Annotated in this window: 24 protein-coding genes; 14 read left to right on the top strand and 10 right to left on the bottom strand. The window is 53.4% G+C overall.

Features of this window, described 5'->3' with window-relative positions; genetic code table 11:
- The first annotated feature begins 57 nt into the window (after positions 1-57).
- Complete coding sequence (locus ACR0AH_RS13545) at positions 58-471, top strand: hypothetical protein (protein ID WP_170647182.1); 414 nt, start codon at positions 58-60, stop codon at positions 469-471.
- A 29-nt stretch (positions 472-500) separates the two neighbouring features.
- A complete protein-coding gene (locus tag ACR0AH_RS13540; protein ID WP_170647183.1) occupies positions 501-782 on the top strand; it encodes a hypothetical protein in 282 nt (93 codons plus the stop codon).
- A gap of 105 nt (positions 783-887) precedes the next feature.
- Here the strand turns inward: ACR0AH_RS13540 and ACR0AH_RS13535 are convergent, their stop codons facing one another.
- A complete protein-coding gene (locus ACR0AH_RS13535; protein ID WP_170647184.1) occupies positions 888-1,508 on the bottom strand; it encodes a thermonuclease family protein in 621 nt (206 codons plus the stop codon).
- Positions 1,509-1,900: 392 nt separating this feature from the next.
- Here ACR0AH_RS13535 and ACR0AH_RS13530 point away from each other — a divergent pair, with 392 nt between their 5' ends.
- Genes ACR0AH_RS13530 through ACR0AH_RS13520 form a run of 3 tightly spaced genes read left to right on the top strand, consistent with a single transcriptional unit; the run spans position 1,901 to position 4,379 of the window.
- Positions 1,901-3,181: a hypothetical protein gene (locus ACR0AH_RS13530; RefSeq protein ID WP_170385602.1), complete on the top strand. Its 1,281-nt coding sequence runs from the start codon at positions 1,901-1,903 to the stop codon at positions 3,179-3,181.
- Positions 3,181-3,960, top strand: coding sequence for a COG3904 family protein (locus ACR0AH_RS13525; protein WP_480592331.1), 780 nt, complete (start codon positions 3,181-3,183; stop codon positions 3,958-3,960). Before ACR0AH_RS13530 ends, ACR0AH_RS13525 begins: the two co-directional genes overlap by 1 nt.
- 23 nt (positions 3,961-3,983) lie before the next feature.
- On the top strand, positions 3,984-4,379 hold the full coding sequence (locus tag ACR0AH_RS13520; protein WP_170647186.1) for a thermonuclease family protein: 396 nt from the start codon (positions 3,984-3,986) through the stop codon (positions 4,377-4,379).
- Between the two features lie 295 nt (positions 4,380-4,674).
- Here the strand turns inward: ACR0AH_RS13520 and ACR0AH_RS13515 are convergent, their stop codons facing one another.
- On the bottom strand, positions 4,675-5,220 hold the full coding sequence (locus ACR0AH_RS13515) for a hypothetical protein (protein ID WP_010443748.1): 546 nt from the start codon (positions 5,218-5,220) through the stop codon (positions 4,675-4,677).
- A 516-nt stretch (positions 5,221-5,736) separates the two neighbouring features.
- On the opposite strand from ACR0AH_RS13515, the gene ACR0AH_RS13510 reads away from it, so the two are divergent.
- Positions 5,737-6,060: a hypothetical protein gene (locus ACR0AH_RS13510; RefSeq protein WP_010443746.1), complete on the top strand. Its 324-nt coding sequence runs from the start codon at positions 5,737-5,739 to the stop codon at positions 6,058-6,060.
- A 954-nt stretch (positions 6,061-7,014) separates the two neighbouring features.
- On the opposite strand, the gene ACR0AH_RS13505 is transcribed toward ACR0AH_RS13510, so the two are convergent.
- Positions 7,015-7,458, bottom strand: a complete 444-nt coding sequence (locus ACR0AH_RS13505) for a hypothetical protein (RefSeq protein WP_170733522.1) — start codon at positions 7,456-7,458, stop codon at positions 7,015-7,017.
- Positions 7,459-7,695: 237 nt separating this feature from the next.
- Between ACR0AH_RS13505 and ACR0AH_RS13500 the strand changes: the two genes are divergently transcribed.
- From ACR0AH_RS13500 to ACR0AH_RS13490, 3 genes are all read left to right on the top strand, one after another.
- Positions 7,696-9,618, top strand: coding sequence for a DUF3604 domain-containing protein (locus ACR0AH_RS13500; protein ID WP_170733521.1), 1,923 nt, complete (start codon positions 7,696-7,698; stop codon positions 9,616-9,618).
- Positions 9,619-9,776: 158 nt separating this feature from the next.
- Positions 9,777-10,607 (top strand): peptidyl-prolyl cis-trans isomerase, encoded by an 831-nt coding sequence (locus tag ACR0AH_RS13495; protein WP_480592329.1) that lies wholly within the window; start codon positions 9,777-9,779, stop codon positions 10,605-10,607.
- Complete coding sequence (locus tag ACR0AH_RS13490; protein ID WP_480592327.1) at positions 10,604-11,593, top strand: HupE/UreJ family protein; 990 nt, start codon at positions 10,604-10,606, stop codon at positions 11,591-11,593. Before ACR0AH_RS13495 ends, ACR0AH_RS13490 begins: the two co-directional genes overlap by 4 nt.
- A gap of 263 nt (positions 11,594-11,856) precedes the next feature.
- Here the strand turns inward: ACR0AH_RS13490 and otnC are convergent, their stop codons facing one another.
- From otnC to ACR0AH_RS13455, 7 genes are read right to left on the bottom strand one after another with little or no spacing between them, the layout of a single operon-like run.
- Entirely contained in the window at positions 11,857-12,498 is a 642-nt protein-coding gene (gene otnC / locus ACR0AH_RS13485; RefSeq protein ID WP_170647192.1) for a 3-oxo-tetronate 4-phosphate decarboxylase, read from the bottom strand.
- Positions 12,495-13,772, bottom strand: a complete 1,278-nt coding sequence (gene otnK, locus ACR0AH_RS13480; protein WP_480592325.1) for a 3-oxo-tetronate kinase — start codon at positions 13,770-13,772, stop codon at positions 12,495-12,497. Before otnK ends, otnC begins: the two co-directional genes overlap by 4 nt.
- Complete coding sequence (locus ACR0AH_RS13475; RefSeq protein ID WP_170733518.1) at positions 13,766-14,566, bottom strand: N-acyl homoserine lactonase family protein; 801 nt, start codon at positions 14,564-14,566, stop codon at positions 13,766-13,768. Before ACR0AH_RS13475 ends, otnK begins: the two co-directional genes overlap by 7 nt.
- Positions 14,563-14,850, bottom strand: a complete 288-nt coding sequence (locus ACR0AH_RS13470; RefSeq protein WP_480592323.1) for a putative quinol monooxygenase — start codon at positions 14,848-14,850, stop codon at positions 14,563-14,565. Before ACR0AH_RS13470 ends, ACR0AH_RS13475 begins: the two co-directional genes overlap by 4 nt.
- Complete coding sequence (locus tag ACR0AH_RS13465; RefSeq protein ID WP_170638038.1) at positions 14,850-16,361, bottom strand: tripartite tricarboxylate transporter permease; 1,512 nt, start codon at positions 16,359-16,361, stop codon at positions 14,850-14,852. Before ACR0AH_RS13465 ends, ACR0AH_RS13470 begins: the two co-directional genes overlap by 1 nt.
- A gap of 4 nt (positions 16,362-16,365) precedes the next feature.
- Positions 16,366-17,115, bottom strand: coding sequence for a hypothetical protein (locus tag ACR0AH_RS13460; protein WP_480592321.1), 750 nt, complete (start codon positions 17,113-17,115; stop codon positions 16,366-16,368).
- A 56-nt stretch (positions 17,116-17,171) separates the two neighbouring features.
- Positions 17,172-18,179, bottom strand: a complete 1,008-nt coding sequence (locus ACR0AH_RS13455; protein ID WP_170513339.1) for a Bug family tripartite tricarboxylate transporter substrate binding protein — start codon at positions 18,177-18,179, stop codon at positions 17,172-17,174.
- A 135-nt stretch (positions 18,180-18,314) separates the two neighbouring features.
- Between ACR0AH_RS13455 and ACR0AH_RS13450 the strand changes: the two genes are divergently transcribed.
- The 5 genes from ACR0AH_RS13450 to ACR0AH_RS13430 all read left to right on the top strand — a co-directional run bounded on the left by ACR0AH_RS13450 (position 18,315) and on the right by ACR0AH_RS13430 (position 22,860).
- Positions 18,315-19,403 (top strand): isocitrate/isopropylmalate dehydrogenase family protein, encoded by a 1,089-nt coding sequence (locus tag ACR0AH_RS13450; protein WP_480592319.1) that lies wholly within the window; start codon positions 18,315-18,317, stop codon positions 19,401-19,403.
- The gene (locus ACR0AH_RS13445; protein ID WP_480592317.1) at positions 19,400-20,431 is read left to right on the top strand and encodes a Gfo/Idh/MocA family protein; all 1,032 of its coding nucleotides are present in this window, start codon (positions 19,400-19,402) and stop codon (positions 20,429-20,431) included. Before ACR0AH_RS13450 ends, ACR0AH_RS13445 begins: the two co-directional genes overlap by 4 nt.
- Positions 20,428-21,105 (top strand): GntR family transcriptional regulator, encoded by a 678-nt coding sequence (locus ACR0AH_RS13440; protein ID WP_170408443.1) that lies wholly within the window; start codon positions 20,428-20,430, stop codon positions 21,103-21,105. Before ACR0AH_RS13445 ends, ACR0AH_RS13440 begins: the two co-directional genes overlap by 4 nt.
- Before the next feature lie 215 nt (positions 21,106-21,320).
- The gene (locus ACR0AH_RS13435) at positions 21,321-22,421 is read left to right on the top strand and encodes an Acg family FMN-binding oxidoreductase (RefSeq protein ID WP_480592315.1); all 1,101 of its coding nucleotides are present in this window, start codon (positions 21,321-21,323) and stop codon (positions 22,419-22,421) included.
- Entirely contained in the window at positions 22,411-22,860 is a 450-nt protein-coding gene (locus ACR0AH_RS13430; RefSeq protein ID WP_480592313.1) for a MarR family winged helix-turn-helix transcriptional regulator, read from the top strand. Before ACR0AH_RS13435 ends, ACR0AH_RS13430 begins: the two co-directional genes overlap by 11 nt.
- Positions 22,861-22,892: the final 32 nt, after the last annotated feature.

Below are 22,892 nucleotides of genomic sequence, written 5' to 3'. Positions count from 1 at the left end.
GTCGGTAGGGAAGTGCTGTTTTAGGGGTTTTGAGGCTTCCACAAAGGACCCCTCCCTATGGCCAACGCCATCACAGTAGGTGACGCCAAACGTCACTACCAAAAACACACTCCGCTGCACGGCAGAACCCGCCAGCACAAGGCAGACCTCGACGCAATCGCAAAGGCATCCGCCCCGATGCCCAAGGCCGAAAACCTGATCGCCAAACGCTGTGACGAGGTAATCGACCGGAAGATCGACAAGATGCTCACGCGTCTCCAAGGTCGTCGCACCCGGCATCGCTATGACCAATCTGCCGTGGTTGCTCTCGAGCATCTGACAGATGATCCCCTCGATCCCCATACGCAACTACCGATCTGGCGGGACATGCTGCGCCGCTCGAAGGGAACGACCCTGCCAAAGATGGATTTCTATCGAGATGCCCGCGCGATCTTCCAGCAGCACTCAATGTTCAACCCGGCGGCTCAGTGAAGCCGTTCAGATCAAAGGACCCCGAAACCATGACATCCAAAACCAACCCCACACCGGGACCACTAACCGACGACACTGAGGTCTGGCAGCGCACCCTGTCTATTCTCGCAGGTATCAAGCAGGTTGCCAGCGAGGTACGCGCAGAAGCTCGCCAGATCGAAGCGGTTTATCCTGATCAGTGGATTAAACCCGGATATTGGGAACGGGCCGATTTAGTAAGCGCCCTTAACAACGCCCACACGGTCATGAGCGCCGAAGTTCGCGCGATTGCGCGTAGCCGCAACTTAGCCATGCCTGAGAGTTTGAGGTGACGATGGACAAATTCAAAACCTCAAATCAAAGGTTTTAAGCGGCTCAGGGTTAACCTCTTGGCCGCTCTTACTTACGCCACATCAGCTACGGCTTTGGATGTACCGTCAGTTGCTCATTTTCCGAGCGGCCTGCTTCGCGTCGTATTGCTTCCACAGCCCCATGTGTCCGTTTTGCCGCGCGTTTGCCAGCCACAGCTTTTTTCGAGCGTCGGGCATTTCCATAGACCGGTACTGTCCACCGGAGAATTTTGGCCAGTCTATGGCTAAACCAAGTTTGACCATTTCAGCGGATAGATCACGACCATCCTCAAGGTAGCACTTTGCAACAGTCCGTCCGTGGGTGTCTTGCTCGGTCACTTCGGCCCTAATTTTTTGACCCTTGCAAAGCGAAACGAGCGCCCATTTCGCCTTCTTTCCATAGGGATGGTTCATCTCGGGAGCATCGACACCAAACAGACGAACCTGTGTTTTCTTAATGACCAGTGTATCGCCATCTACAACGTAGGCTGAACCCGATAGTATCGTGACGTCGGGTTTCGGGACCGTATGGTCTGGATCAAAACGCTCTGGCTGCGATGTGCGCTGCCGTTGGTTCGTAGTCAATCTAGGTTTCTCATGCCTACCTGACTGACTCGGCGGAGTAGTTGTATCAACTGGCCTGTTACTGCGAATTGCCAAATACACAGCAACAGCCAAAACCAAACCCAAGACTATCAAGATTTCCATGAGCTAGGTCTCCTAGAGTTAGGTCAATCAGATTTTTCGCACTGGATCAGGATCGAACCAAGCACACGTTCGGGTTGATACGCTAGGGACACCTCATATTCACTCAGGGAGATGTGACGGATTTACCCCGCTGAGCGAATTCACGCGTGTGACAACGAGGCATGTGATCCATGCTCATTGCCACTCCCAGAATAGCTATCGGAATTTCAATTGGTTGATGTTTTTCTCGTCTTCTAGAGCTGGCGGCGCAGTTTGGCAGAAAATCGCAGGAGAATGGCAGCTTCGCAAAAGCAATCAATTCGTATCGTCCAGATGTGCAACCCAGGGTGAAAAGTCTTAATAAATGATTAAGTGACGAACTATCGCGTGATGAGTGTGGAGCATATTGTGGTATGACTGAGAACAAGGATCGCTTGACGGCTGAGGAAGCAAAGGGACTTCGGACCGCAAAAGAACTAGAAGGTCATCTCGCGTGGTTGGATACGTTTACCCCCGCAGCCTTGGGTGTCCTCGCCATCGCATCTGGTATCTACACCTATCTCGGTGTGTCCTCATTGCTCGAAGATAACGGTGCGGTATCATTTTTCGCAGCCGTTGCGTACTCAATCGCCGTCTCTGTCGGTATCTTCGTCTTTTGGAGCTACATGCTACGCTTGCTTCCTTCAATGCGTACGGCTAGTGGCTTCATTGGTTTGACGATCTCCACGATTGTTGGCTCTGTCGCCATTATCGCCATGTCTAGCTGGCTGAACGCAGCCGCGCTGGCAGGTTCGGCGGCAGTAGAACAACACTTGGAGAACACTGTCCGTGACTACCAAGCTGCACTCGAACAAGCCCACGACATAGCCCTCAGTGGCCAAGCGTTGGGTCGCGAGGTGGAACGCGCCCGCCAGAGTTTTGAAGAACTGGCTGAACTCGAGCAGTCCGGAGACCTCTCAGGTACCGCCGGTCGGGGTGCCGTGTTTCGTGTGCTGACACAAAAAGCTGAGGAGTTGCGAAACCTTGAAGAGCAGATCGCGGCGCAGCAAGAACCTATCGAGGAAGCCTTCCAACAAGGCAACGAAATCCTCGCAAAGATGCGCGAGCTTACTGTAGCCCCCGGTCCAGTGGATCGCCGTTCGGTTCAGTTCTCCGAGGAAAGTGTGAAGCTGGCGGGTGTTATCTCGCGCCTCAACCAGTACAGCGTGGCACCACTTGTTGCTCGTGCTGCTGAGGACTTGCCATCCTCGGTCGTACTTCCAGAGCTTGATGGGCGCAGTTCCGACGTACGAGACGCGCAATCGTCCACAATCAACTCCGTTTTGAATGCGTTGGACCAACGCAGCAAGACACTCAAGAACGCCGCTGACGAGGTATTGGACATGGAGCCGCCCATCGAGACGGCGTACAACCCGATTTCCAGCGCCGATGCAGTAATCAAGTACGCCCACAACTTCGTACCTTCGTGGGCAGGAGCTATTGCCATCGACTTGTTGCCCGCCGTGTTGGTGTTTGTGCTGGCTATCACACAGGCCGCAATCCGCAGCGGCAAGGACGGCATGAGCATTGAGGATACTCTGACGCTTGCTGACCTCAGAGCCGCAATGAACGCCATGAAGGACGTAGAGGCGACAATGGGCGTGGCCGACGCAGCTATCCTCAACCGCGCCACTCCACAAAAAGATGAAACGTGATGAACTTACTAAGTCGTTTCGATCCTCGTTCTGGGCTGCGCTACGTACTGATCCTGCAGCTCGCGATTGCGGGCGTTCTAATAGCGTCGGACGTTTTTGGTGTCATGCCCAGCCCATTTAAGGAGCGTGTTAAATTCCCGACCGGTCCGATATCCCCCGGCGATCAACGTCGAGAGTATCGCACTGATCGTAGCGATCCGTCACTTGTGCCGCAGGACGGACCTCTGGACGTACCCGTGCCAGAGGCTTTTCCAAACCGATTGGACTTTTCAGTTCAGGAAGTCGAAGGAATGGGGAGAATACTTCTTCTTAGCGGCCAGATAGAGGTGGACGACTCGGCCCGCTTCGCTTCGTACCTGTCCGACATGCAGGAGAAGCCCGACCTTGTGGCTCTCCACAGCCCGGGAGGAGTAGTTTCTGAGGCACTGTCCATTGGTAAGCAGGTGAGAGGTGCTGAGCTTTCTACAGCCGTTCTAGCTGGCTCGATGTGCGTATCGTCATGTCCTTACGTTCTTGCAGGCGGTGAGGAACGCGTCGTCTCTCTTCGCGGCATTGTAGGTATGCATCAGCACTACTACGACCAACCTCGCTTAATACCTGTCGTCTTCGCGGTAGAGAGCATCCAGAAGGGGCAAGGAGAGACGATGCAGCATCTGATTGACCTGGGTGTGGACCCGTCACTGATGCTGTTCTCACTGAACACACCACCCGAGGAAATCTATGCGCTTATCGAGGAAGAACTAGTAGATACCCGCATAGCAACCCAAATTATCGATTAACACGAGACACTGAGGACTTCGCCTTGTTCAAGAAGCTAACCATTGCCTTCGCATTTTTCGCCACTACCGCAGCCGCCGGTGGCCTCCAAGTGCGCGACGCGGACACGATCGTTGTCGATGGCACTCCTGTCCGTTTGAACGGCGTGGATGCGCCGGAGCTTGGCACTCGTTCTGGTCAGGATGCTAAACGCTGGATGGTGAACTATCTTCGCGGCAAGAACATCGAGTGCAGTCTTAATGGCGAACGCACCCATGATCGGTGGGTCGGTGTTTGCTACGCGGACGGACAAGACATTGGTGCTGCTGTGATTGCTGCGGGGCATGCTCTGGATTGCGCGAGGTACTCGGGGGGACGCTATAGGCATTTGGAGACATCCGCGGCCAAATCTCGGTTGAGACGCGCCGGGTACTGCCGGTAAGTACAATCGCTGGCTGGAAAGCGGCCATTCAGGCGAAAACGCTGAAAGTCCGCTTAGAGCCCAAAGCGGCCTATTGTGATCCATCGCGTGCCGGATCGATACGGTGGCAGAGACCATTGTATGACCTCAGCCTTATCCCTTTTTGGAAGGCGGGTTTTCTCCACCTTTCGACGCCCAATTTGGACCAACAATGCTAAGAGCTTTGGGGGGGCGGAAGCTGTGGGACGAGTTGTTCCATTGGTGGCGACATAAGAAACAACAGGTACGCCTTATGAGGTTGCGCTGCGGACGACGCCTATTTTTCAACAATTCCCACAGCGAGACCTTCCGTGAAGCTCAGAGCTACTCTGTCTCCCGGGCTAAGCTGTTCAACAAACTCACGACCAACATCCGTTTCAACCTCGATCATTTGTTCCGTGCCGCTGCTGTCCGTCACAGTGGCGATTGAGCTCGCGGCGTCGAAGGAAACAAAAGTCAGAATTAACGTAACCATCGTTCCGGCAGCCACGCCCGGTGTTGATCCCTCTGCAACCTGGGCTTCCAATTCAACCATACTGTCAACCTCGCCGGGGAACGCCATGCTTGCAGCTACCCCCAGTGTGTAAACCGCTTTGACTGTGTCGCCTTCTTCAATTTGGTCGAAGTTTACGACTTCCGGTCCCGCAACAATGGTCTCTTCTTCGCCCGTCTCTGAGTTTTGCAGCACGATAAGGCGAGTGTCCGGATCGACCGACTTAACTGTCGCATCGGCTTCGATGGTCACGCTGCGCTCAGCTGTTTGAGCGAAACTGAGCGCGGGCAAAATCAAGAAAAATGCGGACGCAAGAAGTTTGATTAGCATGTCTTCTCCTAATGAGATTGATGATGGAAGTCTGCAAAGTAGCACACAGTTTCGCAGGATAGCCAAACGTTGCCACACCGCTTCGCAGTTTCAAAGATGTTTGTCAGTCAGCATCAGCAAGGACCGAAGTTCTCGAGCATCAGATTTCCACCAGAGCGCACACGTAATCTTGAGTGCTTGGGCGGACAACGCTTCAGGTTTCGGTCTCTTGCTTGCCATTCTTGGTCCTCCGTTTCCTAAATATAGCAGTGGACCAATTCAGTTGGGGAAGCTCATACAAGGCTGACCGAACCGAGCCCTTTTCAGACTTTGGGTCAGGCGCAGCATCCGTTTCGAAGGCGGGTATCAGCTATTCGCTTCATCTGAATAAGCAATACTCTTACCGGCTTTCACTTCGCTAAAATAAAGTAATCGGCTTCACTGATGCGACATAATACGCATGCTAAAATCCTACGCAGAGAATGTTGGTTCATGAGAGGTGCGCGGTTTTTTTGCGCACGGTGAAGGATTTGAAACATGGAGCTTCTGGCGTTGAAACCACTGGCCTTGGCCGTCTTGGCGGCAGTGGGGTATGGCGTTGCAACCATCGGAATGAAACTGGCCTCAGCCGAATGGACGGCGGTGGCGCTCGCTCTGATCATTCTGGGTTTTCTTGCCGCCACCCAGTCCGAGGTGGTGCTGATGCGCACAGTTCCACTTTCCGAGCTGTATCTAATAATAATTGCGCTCGAGACGCTGATCGTACTGACCTACGCTTACAGTATCGGCGAAGGGCTAGAGCCGCGCGATTGGACAGGCGGCGCGCTCATATTTGCGGGGCTCGCGATCGTCTCGCACTGACCGGACATGGGGTGGCCGGCGCGATACGCTACGCTCGGGCCAACGATGACTTGTTTGCCCAATGGGGCCGGGAGCAATTTCTAAGTGTTCTGACGGCAACGGCGGGTATGTCCGTAAAGCGGTCGCAGAAGGCATTACATCTAGCGTCCGCTCTGCGGCCATCTACCTGCGTGGTAGAGTAACTAACTGCGGATTTCCTTAGGATGCAAATCGCACCTTGCGTCTCTGCCAACAACTGAAAAAGTGTTACAGTGGGTTGTTACAGCGCAGGAACTCTCTTACATTTAAGCCACTGATTTTATTGAAACCTATCACCTCAGGATCGCATCCCCTAGGCTCCACCAAAACTTAACAATACAATTAGATAGCGAGCATTCGAGCGGTGTGACACAGAGGTGTGACACAAAATGAAGCTGCATGAGTATCTCTCACTGTCCAGACATGGCATCTACTACTTTCGTTGGCCATTGCCCGACACAAGACCAAAACCCCACAATAGACCAAACACCAAACGAAGAACCCTTCGGATGTTTTTGCGTAAACGATGCCCTAAAGAGGCTGGTACTCTGGCACGGCGTCTTGCGGTGCGCGGCGACATAAAAACAAAGCACATAGAAACATAAGGCATAAACCACGGCGAACTGCGCACAAAGGTGCATGAGCACTTCACGGAAGTACCAAAGAAGGCAAACGCATTTAGGGATGAACTCGGCCCCTAGAGGCAATGATGCTGGGCGAAATGAGCTTGGAACTCATTGATCCAGCGTTCGCAGCAGTCGTGCTTGTATGCATTTCGACTTACACAGGATACCGCTTCAGTCGCTGAGTTGAAATGGGGTCTTTGTAAGCTTCCCCGTAGTGGGTCGATTTTGGTAAATACAATCGTTCTTCGTAAAGATCGCCAGAAATAGAACTGTGCTGAGTACGGCGATGTCTGCCGGTGGCGGAAAGGAACTAGCTGTTGGCAAGCCTAGCGGATCTACTTCTGGGCACCCCTGAAAGTGACAAAATGACTACGCCCCCGTTGCCAGATGCACTTGTTCCAGACCTCATCCCTTCGGTCCCGGTGAAGTCAACGCAATTTATGAACTCCTCAATGGCCGTTGCCAAGATTGGCGCGCCGTAAAACGTTGTAACTGTGGAAGATATTGTTGCCAAAAGCCAGTGGACGGCGAATTTCTTGTTTTTCTCTAAATCTTCTTGTTCGGCGTCGAGGTCACTCCGACGATTAAGGTCCGGTGAACACCACGAATAATTCGCCGGGACTTTTGTCTTAGCAGGGAATTCACACGGCAGTTCACCGCAATAGTTCAGGAATTTGCGAGCGCGTGCTTGTTTGTTTCGTGCGATGCGCGCCGTGCGGATATGAGACATTTGATTTCCTTTTTCATATCTCATTTCCTCATCCTCAGACCGGAAAGTTGTCTGAAGGTATCTTTTCAGGCTACACGCCCATCGGGACACTATAGGATAGGTCTACTAGGCCTCACTTAATTGTTGCATCGCCGCAATGACGCTATCAGCTAAAAATTTCCCAAAGAGAAAACTCGTTGTGACATAAGGAAATGCGAATATGAAGTTGTTGTGATATAGTCTATCGAAACAACCGGGTAAAAGTTGATTTGGGAGGTCACAATGCTTCGTATGTTGCTAAGCTTTTTCGCTCTGGGATTGGCACCAACGAGTGTCTTTGCCGACGCTGTGCCCAGTGAAGAAGCAGCCGAAGGCTTGTTCTCAGAGCAACCTTACTCTCCCTACGCAAATCGCAGCTTCCCAGAACGCCCGCTTTGGGGGGACACCCACCTTCACACCGGGCTTTCGCTTGACGCCGGAGCTTTTGGGAACACCCTGCTACCGGATGATGCCTGGCGTTTCGCCAAGGGCGAACAGGTCATTTCTTCGACTGGACTGCCTGTTCGGCTAGCCCGGCCTTTGGACTGGATGGTCCTAACAGACCACACAGATTTGATGGGGTTTGCCCCAGATCTGCAAGCTGGCAAACCGGGCGTTCTTGCCGATCCAAAAGGTTTGGAGTGGTACGAAGGGTACATGGCTGGCGGCGAAGCGGCCGGAAAGGCCGCGTTCGACATTATCACCAACTTCTCGCAAATGACTCTGCCGGAAGTTCTTCTTAATTCTTACAGCCCAGGTGCCGATGCTTTTGCCTTTACTTGGGAGAACATTGTCCTTGCAGCAGATCGACATAACGATCCCGGTAATTTTACTGCTTTCATTGGCTTTGAGTGGACCTCCGTACCAAAAGGATTCAACCTGCACCGGAACGTCATGCTGCGTGATGGGCCCATCAGAGCGCTTCAAATGGTGCCTCCGGTTACGCAACCTCCCTACGGTGATACTGATCCAAAGGCGCTTTATGCCTGGCTTGAAGAGTATCAGGAGAATACTGGCGGTCGCGCGGTAGCTTTCGCCCATAATGGCAACCTGTCGAACGGATGGATGTTCCCGACCGAAGACACCTATCACGGTGGCAAGGTCGACGAGGAATATGTGGCTGCCCGCGCAAAATGGGAGCCCCATTACGAAGTCACTCAGATCAAGGGCGACGGCGAAGCGCACCCCTATCTGAGCCCCGACGACGAATTCGCGGATTACGAAAACTGGGACGTTGGCAATCTCGACATAACCGAGCTGAAATCCGATGACATGCTGGCCGGCGAGTACGCCCGAGAAGCTTTGAAGCGCGGTTTATTGTTGGAAGAGAAGTTCGGCGTGAACCCATATAAGTTCGGCATGGGCGGCGCGACGGACAGCCATACGTCTCTGGCAACTGCTGAGGAAGACAACTTCTTCGGAAAATCCGTCAGCGTTGAACCTTCGGCCACGAGAATAAAGCATCCTTTCATCGCCAACGATCTTGGCGAAATTCCTGGCGACCTCCTTGTAGCTTCCGGGTACACGGCCGTTTGGGCGACCGACAATACTCGCGCAGCGATCTTCGATGCGTTCAAGCGGCGCGAAACCTACGCGAGCACTGGACCGCGGATTGGTCTGCGGTTCTTTGGCGGATGGGATTTCGATGACGCTGATGTTGAAACTCGCTTCCTTGCGGATGTGGGCTACACAAAAGGTGTTCCAATGGGTTCGGATCTGCGACCTCGCGAGGGTGAAGGTCCGCCCACATTCCTGATCGCTGCTCTGCGCGACCCGGTCGGGGCCAACCTGGATCGCGTGCAGGTGATAAAGGGATGGCTCGATTCCGAAGGTGCTTTGCAGGAAAACGTCTATGACGTGGCATGGTCGGACAACCGTGTTGCCGATCAAAACGGCAAGATCCCTGCGGTTGGGAATACCGTGGATCTGGAAACCGCCAGCTGGACCAATACAATTGGAACCGCCGAACTGGTAACGGTTTGGTCTGACCCTGATTTCGATCCAAATGCGCGGGCATTCTATTACGTACGTGCGCTCGAAATCCCAACCCCACGCTGGGTGTTGTACGACAAACTGAGGTTTGGTGCGGAGCTGCCAGAAGATGCGGTACTTACGCATCAGGAGCGCGCGTATTCCTCGCCGATTTGGTACACGCCGGCAGAGTGACCTTACTTCGTGCAGATTTGGGGACCCAGGTCGCAATCACTAACTCGGGACGCTCTTATGATAAGCGGCGCACCTTGAGTTGCAATTCCTTGTGTTATTCAACTGCCTGATGCCAGCATAAAACATAATGCCGTATCGCGTTTCACGCAGGAGCCTTCATGCGAATAGTGAAAGAACCTCTGTTCCATTTCTTCTTGATCGGAGCTGCCATATTCATTTGGTTCCACATAATATCACCAGATAACGACGCCGCTGCAGATCCGGAGACGATAGCGATAAGCGAAAGTGATGCCGCGCTGTTAGCTTCACAGTTCGAAGCGAGGTGGAAACGCCAGCCAAGCGGTTCTGAGCTACAAGCGTTGGTCGACGCTTCAATTCGCGAAGAAGTTTTAGTTAGGGAAGCAAGAAAGCTTGGCTTGGAACGCGGAGATAGCGTGATTAGATCGCGGCTGAGCCAAAAGATGGATTTTCTGACCGAAGCCATCGCCGCTTCAGTTATTCCAGAAGACGAAGATCTAGAGGCTTTCCTCCAACAAAACACGGACCGCTACGCGACACCCAATAAGGTCGCGTTCACTCAAGTTTTTCTTGGTGAAGAACCAAGTGAGACCGAGATTGAAAGGGCACTCGCCGCCTTGCGTGCGGAGCAAGAGACTTCCGGCTTGGAAATCGCGACACTGCTGCCTGCATCAATGCCCCTAACCGCGACACGGGTAATCGACTCGGTCTTTGGAACCGGATTTTCCAATGGTCTCGCCAATCTCGAAAAAGGTCAGTGGATGGGGCCGGTCCAATCAGGTTACGGCATCCATCTGGTGAAAGTGCTTGCCATTGAACCAAGCCGGATACCTCGCTTGCAAGAGATCCACAGTGTGGTGCTTCGTGATTGGCGTCGCGCCATGAGCGAAGATTTGGCGCAGGCGCAATACGAAGCTCTTGCCGACAATTATGAGATCACAGCACCCGATCTCACAGGTCAGGTCAAATGAACTTCTTCTTCAGCTTGATGTTTGCTCTGCTGTTCGCGTGGCCCACGGGGTACGCCAACGCGCATGCGCTTGATCCGGGATACTTGGAAATTCGACAAATCACTACGGACACTTGGAGTGTCCATTGGCGAAAACCAGATGTGTATGGTCAACCAATGGCGATTGATGCGGTGTTACCGGATGGCTGTACGCCCTCACACGGCCCTGACCCAATCTCCGATGGGCGAGCGTGGGTTTCTTCCTGGGTTGTCGAATGCCGTGCTGAGATCGCGGGCCAATCCATCGAGATTGACGGACTGGCGGCACAAAAGAACGACGTTTTGGTCCGTGTGCATCCTCTGCACGCCGAGCCTGCCACGCTTCGTTTCACCCCGGATGCTGCCATCCAAAACATACCTTTTGAACAGACAACATGGTCTGTTTTCATAGCCTATTTTCAGTTGGGTTATGAACACATACTAGAAGGCTGGGATCACCTGCTGTTTGTCTTTGCACTGTTTGTTTTGGTCCGTGATCCCTGGAGACTGGTGGGAGCCGTTACAGCTTTCACGCTTGCGCATTCGATAACACTAGCACTGGCAACACTCGGCGTTTTGAATGTTCCCGGCCCACCGGTCGAGGCGGTTATTGCGCTCTCCATCGTTTTTTTGGCGATGGAGATTGTAAAGGGTAGCGAAGGTCGGCTCCGGCTTTCAGAACAGAGCCCCTGGATCGTTTGTTTCGGATTTGGGCTTTTGCACGGTCTTGGTTTTGCTGGCGCTTTAGCCGAGATAGGACTTCCCTCTAACGATATTCCCGCAGCCTTGCTTGCATTTAACCTTGGTGTCGAGGCCGGACAACTGAGTTTTGTCGGAGCTTTGGCTATCCTGCTTATAGTCTGGCGATTTATTGCGCTTCCTGTCAGCCAAAAGACAACGCTTGTTACAGCCTATAGCATCGGTTCGGTGTCGATGTACTGGCTAATTGAACGAGTAGGCAGCTTTTAATCGTAATGGCTTTCAATGCTCTCTTCTTAAGCTTTCTTAACAACTGCTCGCACAGATAGTGAATGACATTTACTCGCCCATATTTCCCGAATTTGCATATGGTCATCGTTCCAAACGATGAAGGTTCTCTCGTAACGCTCCATTTCCGATATTGATTTCATTAGTGAAGATATTGGAAGTTTGCCCATAAGTTTACGTGGCATTTGCGCATAGTTTTACACGATATGTCCAAAGGTTGGCACACAACTCTATTCGGTGTCCGCTCAAGTGCCTCCGAAAGTCTCTTTGAGTTCTGCGACTTGTTCTGTATCCAACATTCGGGTTGGCATCCCCCGTAGCGCCAGGAGTAACTTGGCTGTTTCTTCCAGCTCTTCTGCTGCAGAGACCGTTGAAAACAGATCCTCTCCCGATACGACGGGACCGTGATTGGCCAACAGAACCGCACTATATTTGCCATCCAGATCGCGGATCAAATCACCAGATTTCGGATCGCCCGGCTTGACGTATGGAACCAGTTTGACTGTGCCGACGCGCATGACCACGTAAGGTGTAAGCGGCGGAATACAGTCATTGGGATCGGTGTCTTCCAGACAGGACAGTGCGGTGGCCCAGGTCGAATGCAGATGGACCACGGCGCCAGCTTCTGGCCGCGTCTCATAGAAGGCTTGGTGCAGAAAGACCTCCTTGGTCGGCTTGTCACCGGAGACGTGGTTGCCATCCAAATCAATCTTAGCGATGCGCTCGGGGTCGATATCGCCCAAGGTGGAATTGGTTGGTGTCATGAGGATGCCGTCGTGCAGACGTGCAGAGACGTTTCCAGCAGTGCCGACGGAGAATCCACGCGCAAACAGCGAGGCGCACAGCTCGGACATCTGTTGTCGCAGTACCTGTTCTTCAGAACTCATTTGCCTGCCTCCATCATTTTGAGCGCCCTAGCGAAAAAGTCCGGAGCGCCGAAGTTTCCAGACTTTAGAGCCAGCGCAATGGGTTCAGTTTTTCCAACGCTCAAGACTGGTACGCCCGGGTCGATCTCTGGCCCTAGTGACATGGCCGGTGATCCCAGTGCCTCAGAAACAGCCTTTGCGACAGCTCCCGACGTCTCCCCCCCTGCCACCACCAATCGCTTGTAGCCCTTTTGGACAAGTTCTCGGGCGGTAACTGCAAAGAGACTATCCAGTTTTTCTGCAACCGCTTCCCGACCGAATTGGTCTTGGATCGCCCGCACATCCTCCGGGCTTCCCGATGAATACGCTAGCGGTGCCTGACCTAAATGCGTTTCAAAGAAATCCAGAAGCGTTTGCATAGTCACATCCCCGGACATAACACCCGGAACGTCAATGGCGAAGGTCGGATGGGATTTCGCATGAACATCGATCTGACCACGGGTCGCACCTGAGCAAGACCCTGCAAGGATAGCGGCGGGCCCAGCGATACCTGTGAATACACTGCCACCTCTTTTGGACGAAGCTTTTCTGACGAAGTTCTTGGGTAGCCCCAGCGCTATCCCAGATCCCCCAGTAATGAGCTGGGCATCCTTCAGAGCCTCGCCCCAGGCCAGCAAATCCTCGTCCGAAATCGCATCACCGATCACAAAGCGTTCGTCGACGTTCCGCAAAGCAGTAGCAATCGCCTCTGGTCCTTGCGTCACGGCGTCAATTGAAACCAACCCAACCGCTTCTTGGGTCTGATATTGCAACCAACGCTTGATGTCGGCATCCGTCATCGGAGTAAGAGGGTGATTTTCCATCCCGGACTCGTTCAACAGCTTGCCGAACACAAATAGATGGCCGTGATAGATGGTGCGCCCCGTTGTCGGAAATGCTGGACAGAAAACCACCTTTTGCGCGCCCAGTTCGTTGGCCAACGCTTCCGCAACCGGGCCGATATTTCCCCGCCTAGTGGAATCAAAGGTCGAGCAATACTTGAAGATGAACTGGCGGCATCCTTGATCTTTAAGCCATCGCAGGGCTCGCAGGCCGTCCGCAACAGCTTCTTCGACAGGTGCAGTGCGGCTCTTGAGTGAGACGACACCCGCTTCGATCTCTTTGTCGGCCGGGGTATCCGGAATACCTGGAAACTGCGCGGTTCTTAATCCACCTTCCGGCTCGACGCCCTTTGCTAAGGTGTTCGCAATGTCGCTCGCACCAGTGAAATCGTCCGCTATGACGCCGATTAGCATATTTTAATGTCCTTCGTCGGCCCTGGATCCAGCCTATGGATGTGCGGTGCTGCTCCGACGGGAAAAATCTCGCGCACAAGTGGATCATGGCCGGGCACGATAAGTCGAGGATGTGAGGCTAACTTCTCGAGTGTCTCGAAACCATCCATCATGTCCTGCAGGTCGACGACGATGGGAAAGGCTTTGCGCGCCATGAAATTCTCGTAATAGTGTGAGGCATCAGAGGCGAGTACCATCCACCCGGCTGCTGTTCTTACACGAACACATTGCAACCCCCGCGAATGCCCGCCGATACAGTGTACGGTCACCCCATCTGCTATCTCGGCCTCTCCGTCGTAGAACACGACCTTGCCTGAATAGAGACGCTTTACGACCTCGCAGATATGGCCCGCCGAGAAAGGCACGCGTAAGTGGTCGTGGCACATGCAGGGACCTGTGGCGAAGGCCATTTCCGCCGATTGCATGTGCAACTTCGCATTTGGGAACATATGCAGCCCCCCAGCGTGGTCATAATGAAGATGGGTCACGATAACCTCGGTCACCGCTTCAGGCATGATGTCCAATGGGCGCAAAGCCTCGCGTGGGTCCATCACAATAGGACGTCCACGGGCGGCTGCCTCGTCGCCGTCGTATCCGGTATCGACCAGTATAACTTTGTTGCCACGCTTGAGCACCCAAACGAAATAGTCCATCGCGTGAGGTGCATCGTGATTGTCATCCAATATGAAGCTGTCGCGTCGAGTGCGGGCATTGCGATCCGCGTATTTCACGGCGTGAATTTCCCAATCGTTCATCGGATGACCTCGGAATACTGGTGAACAGTCTTGGTGGCGATCATATCAGCCACAGCCGTATCGAAGGACTGGAAATGCGCGCTTTCCAGGTGGGCGGAGAACGCCACGCTGTCATCATAAACCTCATAGAGAAAAACTGTCGCGGGATCGTCGCCTAGGCAAACGTCAAACTGCTGGCATCCGGGTTCTTCACGCAAAGAGGTTGAAGCGTTTTCGACCATTAGCGGCAAAAAGGTTTCTCTCGTACCGGGCTTGAGAGTGAAGGTGACGGTAACCACAAACATCAGACGGAAAGTCCTTTCAGACGTGAGAAAGCGCGCTTTGCCACGGGCAGTTGGCTGAGGATCAGACCAACGTTGAGCACAAGTAGAATGGCCGCACCGGGTCGTGAAAAGAAGACCGAAAGATCCCCGTCCGACAAGAACAGCGATCGGCGGAAAGTTTCGTCAAACAGGCTTCCCAGTATAACCCCAATGACCAATGGAGCGATTGGGTACTTCATCAGGTTCATAAAATAGGCGACGGCGCCGACACCAAGCATCAGGTAGAGATCATTGATGCCACCACCGACGCTGAAGGACCCGATTGTTGTCAGAACCATCACAACCGGCAAGAAGATGGTCTGCGGTATGGCGAGTATTTTGATAAAGACCCGAGCAGTGAACAGGCCCATCAAGAACATAGTCAGGGATGCCAACACCAGGATTGCGACTACGCGCAGAATGATCTCGGGGTCTATCGTGGGGCCCGGGATCACGTTGTTGATCTTGAAAGCCCCCATTAAAGCCGCGGCGGGTGGTGAACCGGGAATGCCCAAAACCAAAAGCGGGATTAGCGCGCCCCCAATGCAGGCGTTGTTTGCTGTTTCAGAGCATAGCAGACCTTCCAATGACCCTTTTCCGAACTTGTCGCCCTCGGCAGATACGGTCTTGCCGACACCGTAGCTGACCCAACCGGCGACATCTTCGCCGACGCCAGGAAGCGCTCCCACCCCGGTCCCAATCACTCCTGACCGGCCAATGGTGGGCAGGTAGCGTCGGATGGAGCGTAGGTTCGGAAGGATGCGACCTTTCAGGGCCAGAACTTTCCCGGCCTCAACATGCCTCAAGCCGTCGATGATTTGGGGGATGGCGAAGGCCCCCATCAAAACTGGCACGACCTGAAACCCGCTCAACAAGTAAGACCAGCCGAAAGTATAGCGCGGCTCAGACAGAAGCGGATCGAGCCCCACCATAGACATTGCAAGCCCGATCAGACCGGCGATCCATCCCTTGATCACCAGATCCTCGCTCATAAGTGTGCCAGATAGAAGGATGCCAAACAAAGCCAAGAGTGCTTTTTCCGGACTCGCGATGTTCTTCGAAACCAAAAGCAGTGCCCAGACAAAAATCAAAAGCGTGATAGTCCCGATAACCGTACCGATAAAGCTGGCCGTTGTGGTCAGACCAAGTGCTTCGCCCCCTCGACCTGCTTTGGCCAGAGGGTAGCCATCCATGGCCGTCGCCGCGCTGGCTGCTGTGCCAGGTATGTTCAGCAGAATAGACGGGTAAGAGCCGCCGTAAATCGCGCCGACATAGGCCCCGAGCAAAGCGATAAGCGAATAGTCCAATGGGATCTTGTTGCCGAAAAATCCCGTCAGGATCGTCACTGCCAGCGTTGCGGTCAGGCCGGGCAATGCGCCGAACGTGATGCCTAGGAACACGGATGCAATCAAATACAGATAGGTCAGCGGGTCCACTGCCAGACCAACGAATGCGGTCCCAAACCCAGCCAGTTGCGAAAGGATAAAGTCCATCCGGTCAGTCTTTCCAAAACGGACGAAGCGTCACGTAGTAGTGGTATTCGATTTGCTTGAAGATCAGTCCCCCGCGCGCGGGCACGTTCTGTCGGAAAATAAAGGCCATCGCGCAAACGAGGATCAGCGGGGCCAATATTGCGACGACTGGCACTAACCGCAAAACGCGTTCGGAAGCCGCTTTGGTCAACACCACAAGTGATAGCGAGACCCATAGGGCCAGTGTAAACCAATCATCACTGTGTGCATTCCATTCCGCCTGCGCGGGAAACACGGCGAACGCAAAAACCCCGGCAGAAACAACTGCGATACAGGCTACCAAAGCACGCCGCGCGTGACCGCCGTAGTAGCCGTAAGTCAAAGCTGTAATCAGTAACCCCGAGCACAATATGAAGTCCACTCTGGGAACCAGCCCGACGACGTATGCAAGAAGGATCAGGCCTATTGTTGTTGCTCGATAGGCTTCCGACTTATCCCATCCAATCCCCAAAGCCGTGAGTGCGTTCTGGGCTCCACCTGAGCGGATCGAATTAGCCAGCAAGACGAAGGACAACACAAGCAATCCACAGAAGATGAACAACGGTACAATTGCAGCCGAGTTGTACCAGTCCGACCCACTTACACCTGCGCGGTTTTCACCCCAAAGTGGGATGTCCAACGTCTTCCAAAGGAAAAAGACGGACACTGTTATTAGAACAATCGCAGCCCAGAAATCGCGGGTCCGCATGACCAGTGTTTCGTCGATTTTGTCCATGCCTGCCTCCTAGAGGAAAGGGCGCGATCAGACGCGCCCTTCCAAAGTTGATCGGATTAGGGCTTCTCGATACCCAGCGAGGCTGGATCGACCGTGGCAGCGCCCAAATCTTGCAAGGTATAGGCAAAAGTAGCCTCAAGGTTCGCAAACAATTCTTGAGCTTCTTCGCCGTGTTGACCACCGACATCATAATTGTTTGCCTCAGCCCATTCAGCGACGGTATCGGATGCAATCGCCTGCTCGAACGCATCGCCGAGGGCCGCCTTCACATCATCTCCAGCCGAGCTGTGAACGGCGAATCCGATGGCTTGTTTTAGCGGCAGATACTTGTCGAGACCGTCATAGATGCCAAAGGCAGATGGCACTGTAGCTCCGGCAATCTGCGCATCTTCCGGTGTCAACATCGCAAGTGGCTTCAATTGTCCGCCTTCGATCAAAGGAGCTTGTTCAGCCAGCGAAGTCACAACCAACGCAACCTCACCTGCTATCGCCGCTTCCTGCCCGGGCGCTGAGCCTTTGTATGGAACAAACTTGAACTCTGCACCGGACCCTTTCTCGATGGCGAGAAGATTCAAGTGGTGGATCGAACCCGCGCCGGACGCGGCAGCGGGAATAGTGCCAGGAGCGGCTTTGGCAGCGTCGACCAGTTCTTCCAGAGTATTGTAAGGGCTGTCCGCCGGAACCGAGATCAGATCGGGTGATCCGCCAACAATAAACGGATACCAAAAGTCAAATTTCTTATCCCAACCACCCTGCACAGCAGCGGTGACGTTCGATTCAGACAGACCAACCAATGTGTAGCCATCGTCTGGTTGGTTCATGACGTAGACCATGCCGTTGGAGCCTGCGACCCCACCGGTTTGGTTGATCACATTGATCGAGACTGGAAGGTGTTTTTCCATTTCGGCCATGATCATTCGGTTGATCGTGTCCGTGCCGCCACCGGCCCCCCAGACCACAGCTGTGGTGATATCACGGTAAGGGTAATCCTGCGCGGTAGCAGCCCCTGAAATCCCGGTTGCAATCACGGCTGCAGCCGCCAACTGCCCTAACTTCAGTTTCATTTCCAAGTCCTCCCAAACATCTTTGCGTTTATTATTGCATTTATTTGCGTATACATTAAAGAATGCGTTGTCAACGGACTGTAGTGAAAGCTGCTATCGCGCTATGAATGCGAAACGGGAAGGAAGCGGGCTAAGATGAAGAAAAGTTATGATGTGGCAGTGTTCCACGGGGACGGAATCGGCCCGGAAATTATGGCCCCTACGCTTGAAATTCTGCGTCAGCTCTCGCGCGGCAGTCCTTCCTACGAACTGGTGTTTACAGACGCTCCAGCGGGCGCAGCCCACTACGCCAAAACTGGAGAATCGTTTCCGGCCGGGTCACTCGAAACTGCGCGCCACGCCGACGCGATTCTGCTATCTGCAATGGGTTTGCCGGATGTTCGCTACCCTGACGGAACCGAGATTTCACCACAGATCGACCTGCGGAAGCAACTGGGACTTTTCGCTGGTGTAAGACCAGTAAAGGTAAGCAGCGGACAAATGACCCCCTTGGCGCTGCCTCCCGGAAAAGAGATCGACTTTGTCTTGATACGCGAAAGCACAGAAGGACTGTTCTTCACCCAAGGCGCTGGAGAAGTTACCGAACACGAAGCACGTGAAACTCTGCTGATCACTCGTGAGGTGTCCGAAAAACTGTTCCGGTTTGCGTTTGAACTCGCCCAGAACCGCAAAAGAACCGGGCGCGGTCGGGGTCGAGTTACATGTGTCGACAAAGCCAATGTATTCCGCGCCTTTGCGTTCTTCAGATCGATGTTTGATGCAGAAGCTGCAAACCATCCCGAATTGCAGGCAGACCATGCTTATGTTGATGCCACCGCTCTATGGATGGTTCAAAAACCTTGGGAATTTGATGTTTTGGTCACTGAGAACATGTTCGGAGACATTCTCTCCGACCTTGGCGCCGGCCTTATGGGCGGTCTTGGATTGGCTCCTTCAGCAGATATCGGGTTGAACCACGCCGTGTTCCAACCCTGTCACGGCTCTGCTCCGGACATTGCGGGACAAAACACTGCCAATCCTTTCGCGATGATCTTGTCTGCGGCAATGATGCTTGAATGGTTAGGGTTGACCCATAATCATCCAGAACTGTCCAAAGATGGCGAACGTTTACGGGAAGCCGTGGAAAAGGTGACTGAGAGCGGTCAAAACCTGACGCGTGACCTTGGTGGCACCGCCGGAACGCAGGACGCAGCCTCATCGGTATCGGAAGCATTGTTGGCATGAATACTCAACAAGCCATCACGGTCGCGTGCGTAGGTGCGGGGTATTTCAGCAAGTTCCACTACGAAAGCTGGTCTCGAATGCCCGGAGCGGTTCCGATTGCATCCTGCAACCGTGACATCAAAAAGGCGAAAGAAACAGGACTGGCCGCTTACGATGATCTGTCAAAAATGCTAGAGGCGGAAAAACCAGATCTCGTGGACATCATCCTTCCACCTTTGGCGCAGGCCGATGCCATCCGAACGGCGCTGCACTCTGGAATAAAGTGGTTGATCTGCCAAAAACCTTTCTGCATGTCGCTGCATGAAGCTGAGAAAATTGTTGCAGAGGCCGAAGCGGTAGGAGCAACTATTGTTGTACACGAGAACTTTCGCTTTCAACCTTGGTATCGCGCGATCAAAGAGGCGATGACCGGGGGTCGAATTGGTACACCTCTACAAGCTACTTTCCGGCTTCGGCCTGGCGACGGACAAGGACCACGCGCCTATCTTGACCGGCAGCCGTATTTTCAGGACATGCCGCGTTTCCTGGTTCATGAAACAGCAGTTCACTGGGTAGACACATTCCGATTCTTGTTCGATGCGCCCATCGCAGTTTATGCGGACTTGCGCCAAGTGAACCCCATTATCGCGGGTGAGGACGCCGGCTATATCCTGTTTGATCATCCCAATGGTTTGAAAGCTCTGTTCGATGGGAACAGGTGTCTTGACCACAGCGCCAAAAACCTGCGTCAAACTATGGGTGAAGCTCTCATTGAAGGAACAACAGGATCATTGGTTCTTAACGGCGATGGTTCAGTTGAACTCCGCGCTTTTGGAAAGCAGGCGCAGCAGCAAATTCTACCTCCAAGCGATCATAATGGATTTGGCGGCGATTGCGTCCACGCCTTGCAAAGTCACGTCGTTTCAGGCCTTGTAAAGGGCACGCCGCTGGAAAACACGGCCCGAGACTATTTGGACGTGATCCGCATCGAAGAGAGCATCTATCTTTCGGCTGCGGAGGGACGAAAGATCAACCTGGAGACGCCGTGAAGGGTCAAGACGCAAAAACTCTTTCCAATACGCAACGCGCCGTTAGGGATTTGCGGCAGATGATCCTGTCCGGCGAACTTGCAGCCGGAACTGACCACCTGGAGTCGGAACTCGCCGAAACCCTTGGTATGTCCCGCACCCCGATACGGGAAGCTGCGCTGATGTTGGAAAGCAAGGGGTTGTTGGAGATGCGGCCCCGCAAAGGCGTGCGGATACTGCCGGTTTCATCAGACGATATGCGTGAAATCTACGACATCCTGACGGAGCTCGAGAGCCTCGCTGCACAACGCGCTGCCGAAGCGGGTTATTCAGAAGATGAACTGGCAGTACTTGCTGGATCAATTGCGAAGATGGACCGAGCCATCGAAGCCGAAGATCTTGAAGCCTGGGCCGAGGCCGATGAGTTATTTCATCAAGAGCTCGTTCGGTTGGGCGGCAACAAACGGGTCGAAGCGATTGTCGCCATGATGAGCGACCAGGTGCGCCGCGCGCGCGCAACGACCTTGTTCATCAGACCCCTGCCCGTCAAATCCAATGAAGATCATCGGGTTGTTTTCCAAGCGATTAGTGAAGGTCGTCCGGATGTCGCCCGTGAACGTCATCGAGAACACAGGCTGCAAGCCAAGGCTATGCTTTGCGAGATACTCGAAAAGCATCGGCTCAACAGCCTCTGATCTTCTCGTATCCGGCCATTAATCATCTAAAATATCTGCTTATTTTCGGTACTAAAGGCGCTCCGAATACTTGTCGATAACGGCAACCCGCAGTTGCCTCCGGCTGCTCTGATATTCTTTTTTCTAGTCGCTCAAACAATCACTGCATCGATTGGGGTTGAAATAGTACGATTTCGTATTAATTTAGTTCGATATCGTACTATTGGAGAGTCAAGATGCCAAACCGAAGACGTTTTCTCAAGATTCTAGGCGGAGGCACAATACTGGCGGCAACGGGCGCGGCTGGGTTTCTCACGACACGTACGCCCCATGAAGCTTTAGCTCCGTGGACGCCAAAACCGTATGATGACCCACGCAAGGCTGCTTTGTCCTACGCAATTCTCGCCCCCAATCCACACAATTTGCAACCTTGGCTGATCGAGTTGGTTGGGCAAGACAAAGTGCGCATCCACCGTGATCCTGAACGTGAGCTTCCTGAAACCGACCCTTACCACCGCCAGCTCTATATTGGCCTCGGCGCATTTGTTGAGACGATGGTTCTGGCAGCAGGTGCACAGGGGTTTGATACAGAGGTCGAGTTACTGCCAGATGGGAATGACGGACCTATCGCAGAAGCGATGTTTGTATCTGGCGGGGCATCCGATCCACTCTCAGATCAAATCCTCAAACGGCATTCCAACAAAGAACCGTACACAGAACAGCGCCTCTCTGCCGATCAAGTGTCTACGCTTGGCAACTATGCAACTTTGATTACCGATGAAGATTTGGTGGTCCGTATTCGAGACCTCACGAAACGCGCTTTTGAAATCGAAATGCGAACACCGCAGACCTTGAAAGAATCCGTGGACCTCATGCGGATCGGGAAAGCAGAAATCAACGCCAACCCGGACGGGATTGAGTTACGCGATCCGTTTCTGGAAACGCTGCGACTTACCGGCCTATTGGACAATGAGACCCTGATGAACGTTGATCACCCAGGCACTCAGGCGCACATGCAAGACTATTTCGCTATGCTAGACGCGACACCGCAGTACGCAGTTCTCACGACAGCTAAAAATACGCGAAGCGATCAAATCGATGCAGGACGTCAGTTGATGCGTTTCTACCTGAAGACAACCGAAATGGGCCTAGGCGTTCATCCGGTCAGCCAGGCACTTCAAGAGTATCCTGAGATGGCCGATGAGTACGCTCTGGCGCATGAGCTTCTTGCGTCACCGGGCCACACGGTGCAAATGTTGCTGCGTTTGGGGTATGGACCTGAACCAATTGCCACACCCCGCTGGCCGCTGGAGACACGAATTCTGAATGAAGCCTGAAGATGAGACCAAAGAAGTTTACCGGTTCTTCACCGAAGTCGGGATCATCAATCAGTTGATCTCGACCAAGCTGGAAGCGTTCTTGCCTGGTAGAATGACGGCGACTCAATTCGGAGTTTTGGGCCATCTGGTACGGCGTCCCGAGGGTGAAACTCCACAGCAACTTTCGAACGCGTTTCAAGTGCCTAAAACTTCGATGACGCACATGCTTTCCAGTCTTGAAAATCATGACCTGATTACTCTTGAAGCCAACCCCAATGACAAGCGTTCGAAAATTGCTCGGCCTACACCGCAAGGCGCGGAGTTTTTGAAAGCTTGTATGGAGCGGATGTCGGAATCCCTGGCTCCAGTTTTGTCCGAACTCGGGCCTGAACCGTTCCATGAATCATTGCCTAATCTGACGCTCATACGCGAAACTTTGGACAGCGAGCGCGACTAGCCGAAACCTGCGCCAGCCGAATCAAGCAACCA

This window comes from Ruegeria sp. AM5 (assembly GCF_056540645.1).
This window is presented reverse-complemented; position numbering and strand designations above follow the sequence as displayed.

What these genes read in the sequence shown, in the direction of transcription:
- ACR0AH_RS13495 (WP_480592329.1), top strand. Translation starts at nt 9,777, where the DNA reads ATGCGAATAGTGAAAGAACCTCTGTTCCATTTCTTCTTGATCGGAGCT.
- ACR0AH_RS13460 (WP_480592321.1), bottom strand. Translation starts at nt 17,115, where the DNA reads ATGGACAAAATCGACGAAACACTGGTCATGCGGACCCGCGATTTCTGG.
- ACR0AH_RS13450 (WP_480592319.1), top strand. Translation starts at nt 18,315, where the DNA reads ATGAAGAAAAGTTATGATGTGGCAGTGTTCCACGGGGACGGAATCGGC.
- ACR0AH_RS13490 (WP_480592327.1), top strand. Translation starts at nt 10,604, where the DNA reads ATGAACTTCTTCTTCAGCTTGATGTTTGCTCTGCTGTTCGCGTGGCCC.
- ACR0AH_RS13505 (WP_170733522.1), bottom strand. Translation starts at nt 7,458, where the DNA reads ATGAGATATGAAAAAGGAAATCAAATGTCTCATATCCGCACGGCGCGC.
- ACR0AH_RS13470 (WP_480592323.1), bottom strand. Translation starts at nt 14,850, where the DNA reads ATGTTTGTGGTTACCGTCACCTTCACTCTCAAGCCCGGTACGAGAGAA.
- ACR0AH_RS13435 (WP_480592315.1), top strand. Translation starts at nt 21,321, where the DNA reads ATGCCAAACCGAAGACGTTTTCTCAAGATTCTAGGCGGAGGCACAATA.
- ACR0AH_RS13540 (WP_170647183.1), top strand. Translation starts at nt 501, where the DNA reads ATGACATCCAAAACCAACCCCACACCGGGACCACTAACCGACGACACT.
- ACR0AH_RS13515 (WP_010443748.1), bottom strand. Translation starts at nt 5,220, where the DNA reads ATGCTAATCAAACTTCTTGCGTCCGCATTTTTCTTGATTTTGCCCGCG.
- ACR0AH_RS13510 (WP_010443746.1), top strand. Translation starts at nt 5,737, where the DNA reads ATGGAGCTTCTGGCGTTGAAACCACTGGCCTTGGCCGTCTTGGCGGCA.
- ACR0AH_RS13530 (WP_170385602.1), top strand. Translation starts at nt 1,901, where the DNA reads ATGACTGAGAACAAGGATCGCTTGACGGCTGAGGAAGCAAAGGGACTT.
- otnK (WP_480592325.1), bottom strand. Translation starts at nt 13,772, where the DNA reads ATGCTAATCGGCGTCATAGCGGACGATTTCACTGGTGCGAGCGACATT.
- ACR0AH_RS13430 (WP_480592313.1), top strand. Translation starts at nt 22,411, where the DNA reads ATGAAGCCTGAAGATGAGACCAAAGAAGTTTACCGGTTCTTCACCGAA.
- ACR0AH_RS13500 (WP_170733521.1), top strand. Translation starts at nt 7,696, where the DNA reads ATGCTTCGTATGTTGCTAAGCTTTTTCGCTCTGGGATTGGCACCAACG.
- otnC (WP_170647192.1), bottom strand. Translation starts at nt 12,498, where the DNA reads ATGAGTTCTGAAGAACAGGTACTGCGACAACAGATGTCCGAGCTGTGC.
- ACR0AH_RS13535 (WP_170647184.1), bottom strand. Translation starts at nt 1,508, where the DNA reads ATGGAAATCTTGATAGTCTTGGGTTTGGTTTTGGCTGTTGCTGTGTAT.
- ACR0AH_RS13475 (WP_170733518.1), bottom strand. Translation starts at nt 14,566, where the DNA reads ATGAACGATTGGGAAATTCACGCCGTGAAATACGCGGATCGCAATGCC.
- ACR0AH_RS13455 (WP_170513339.1), bottom strand. Translation starts at nt 18,179, where the DNA reads ATGAAACTGAAGTTAGGGCAGTTGGCGGCTGCAGCCGTGATTGCAACC.
- ACR0AH_RS13445 (WP_480592317.1), top strand. Translation starts at nt 19,400, where the DNA reads ATGAATACTCAACAAGCCATCACGGTCGCGTGCGTAGGTGCGGGGTAT.
- ACR0AH_RS13545 (WP_170647182.1), top strand. Translation starts at nt 58, where the DNA reads ATGGCCAACGCCATCACAGTAGGTGACGCCAAACGTCACTACCAAAAA.
- ACR0AH_RS13465 (WP_170638038.1), bottom strand. Translation starts at nt 16,361, where the DNA reads ATGGACTTTATCCTTTCGCAACTGGCTGGGTTTGGGACCGCATTCGTT.
- ACR0AH_RS13525 (WP_480592331.1), top strand. Translation starts at nt 3,181, where the DNA reads ATGAACTTACTAAGTCGTTTCGATCCTCGTTCTGGGCTGCGCTACGTA.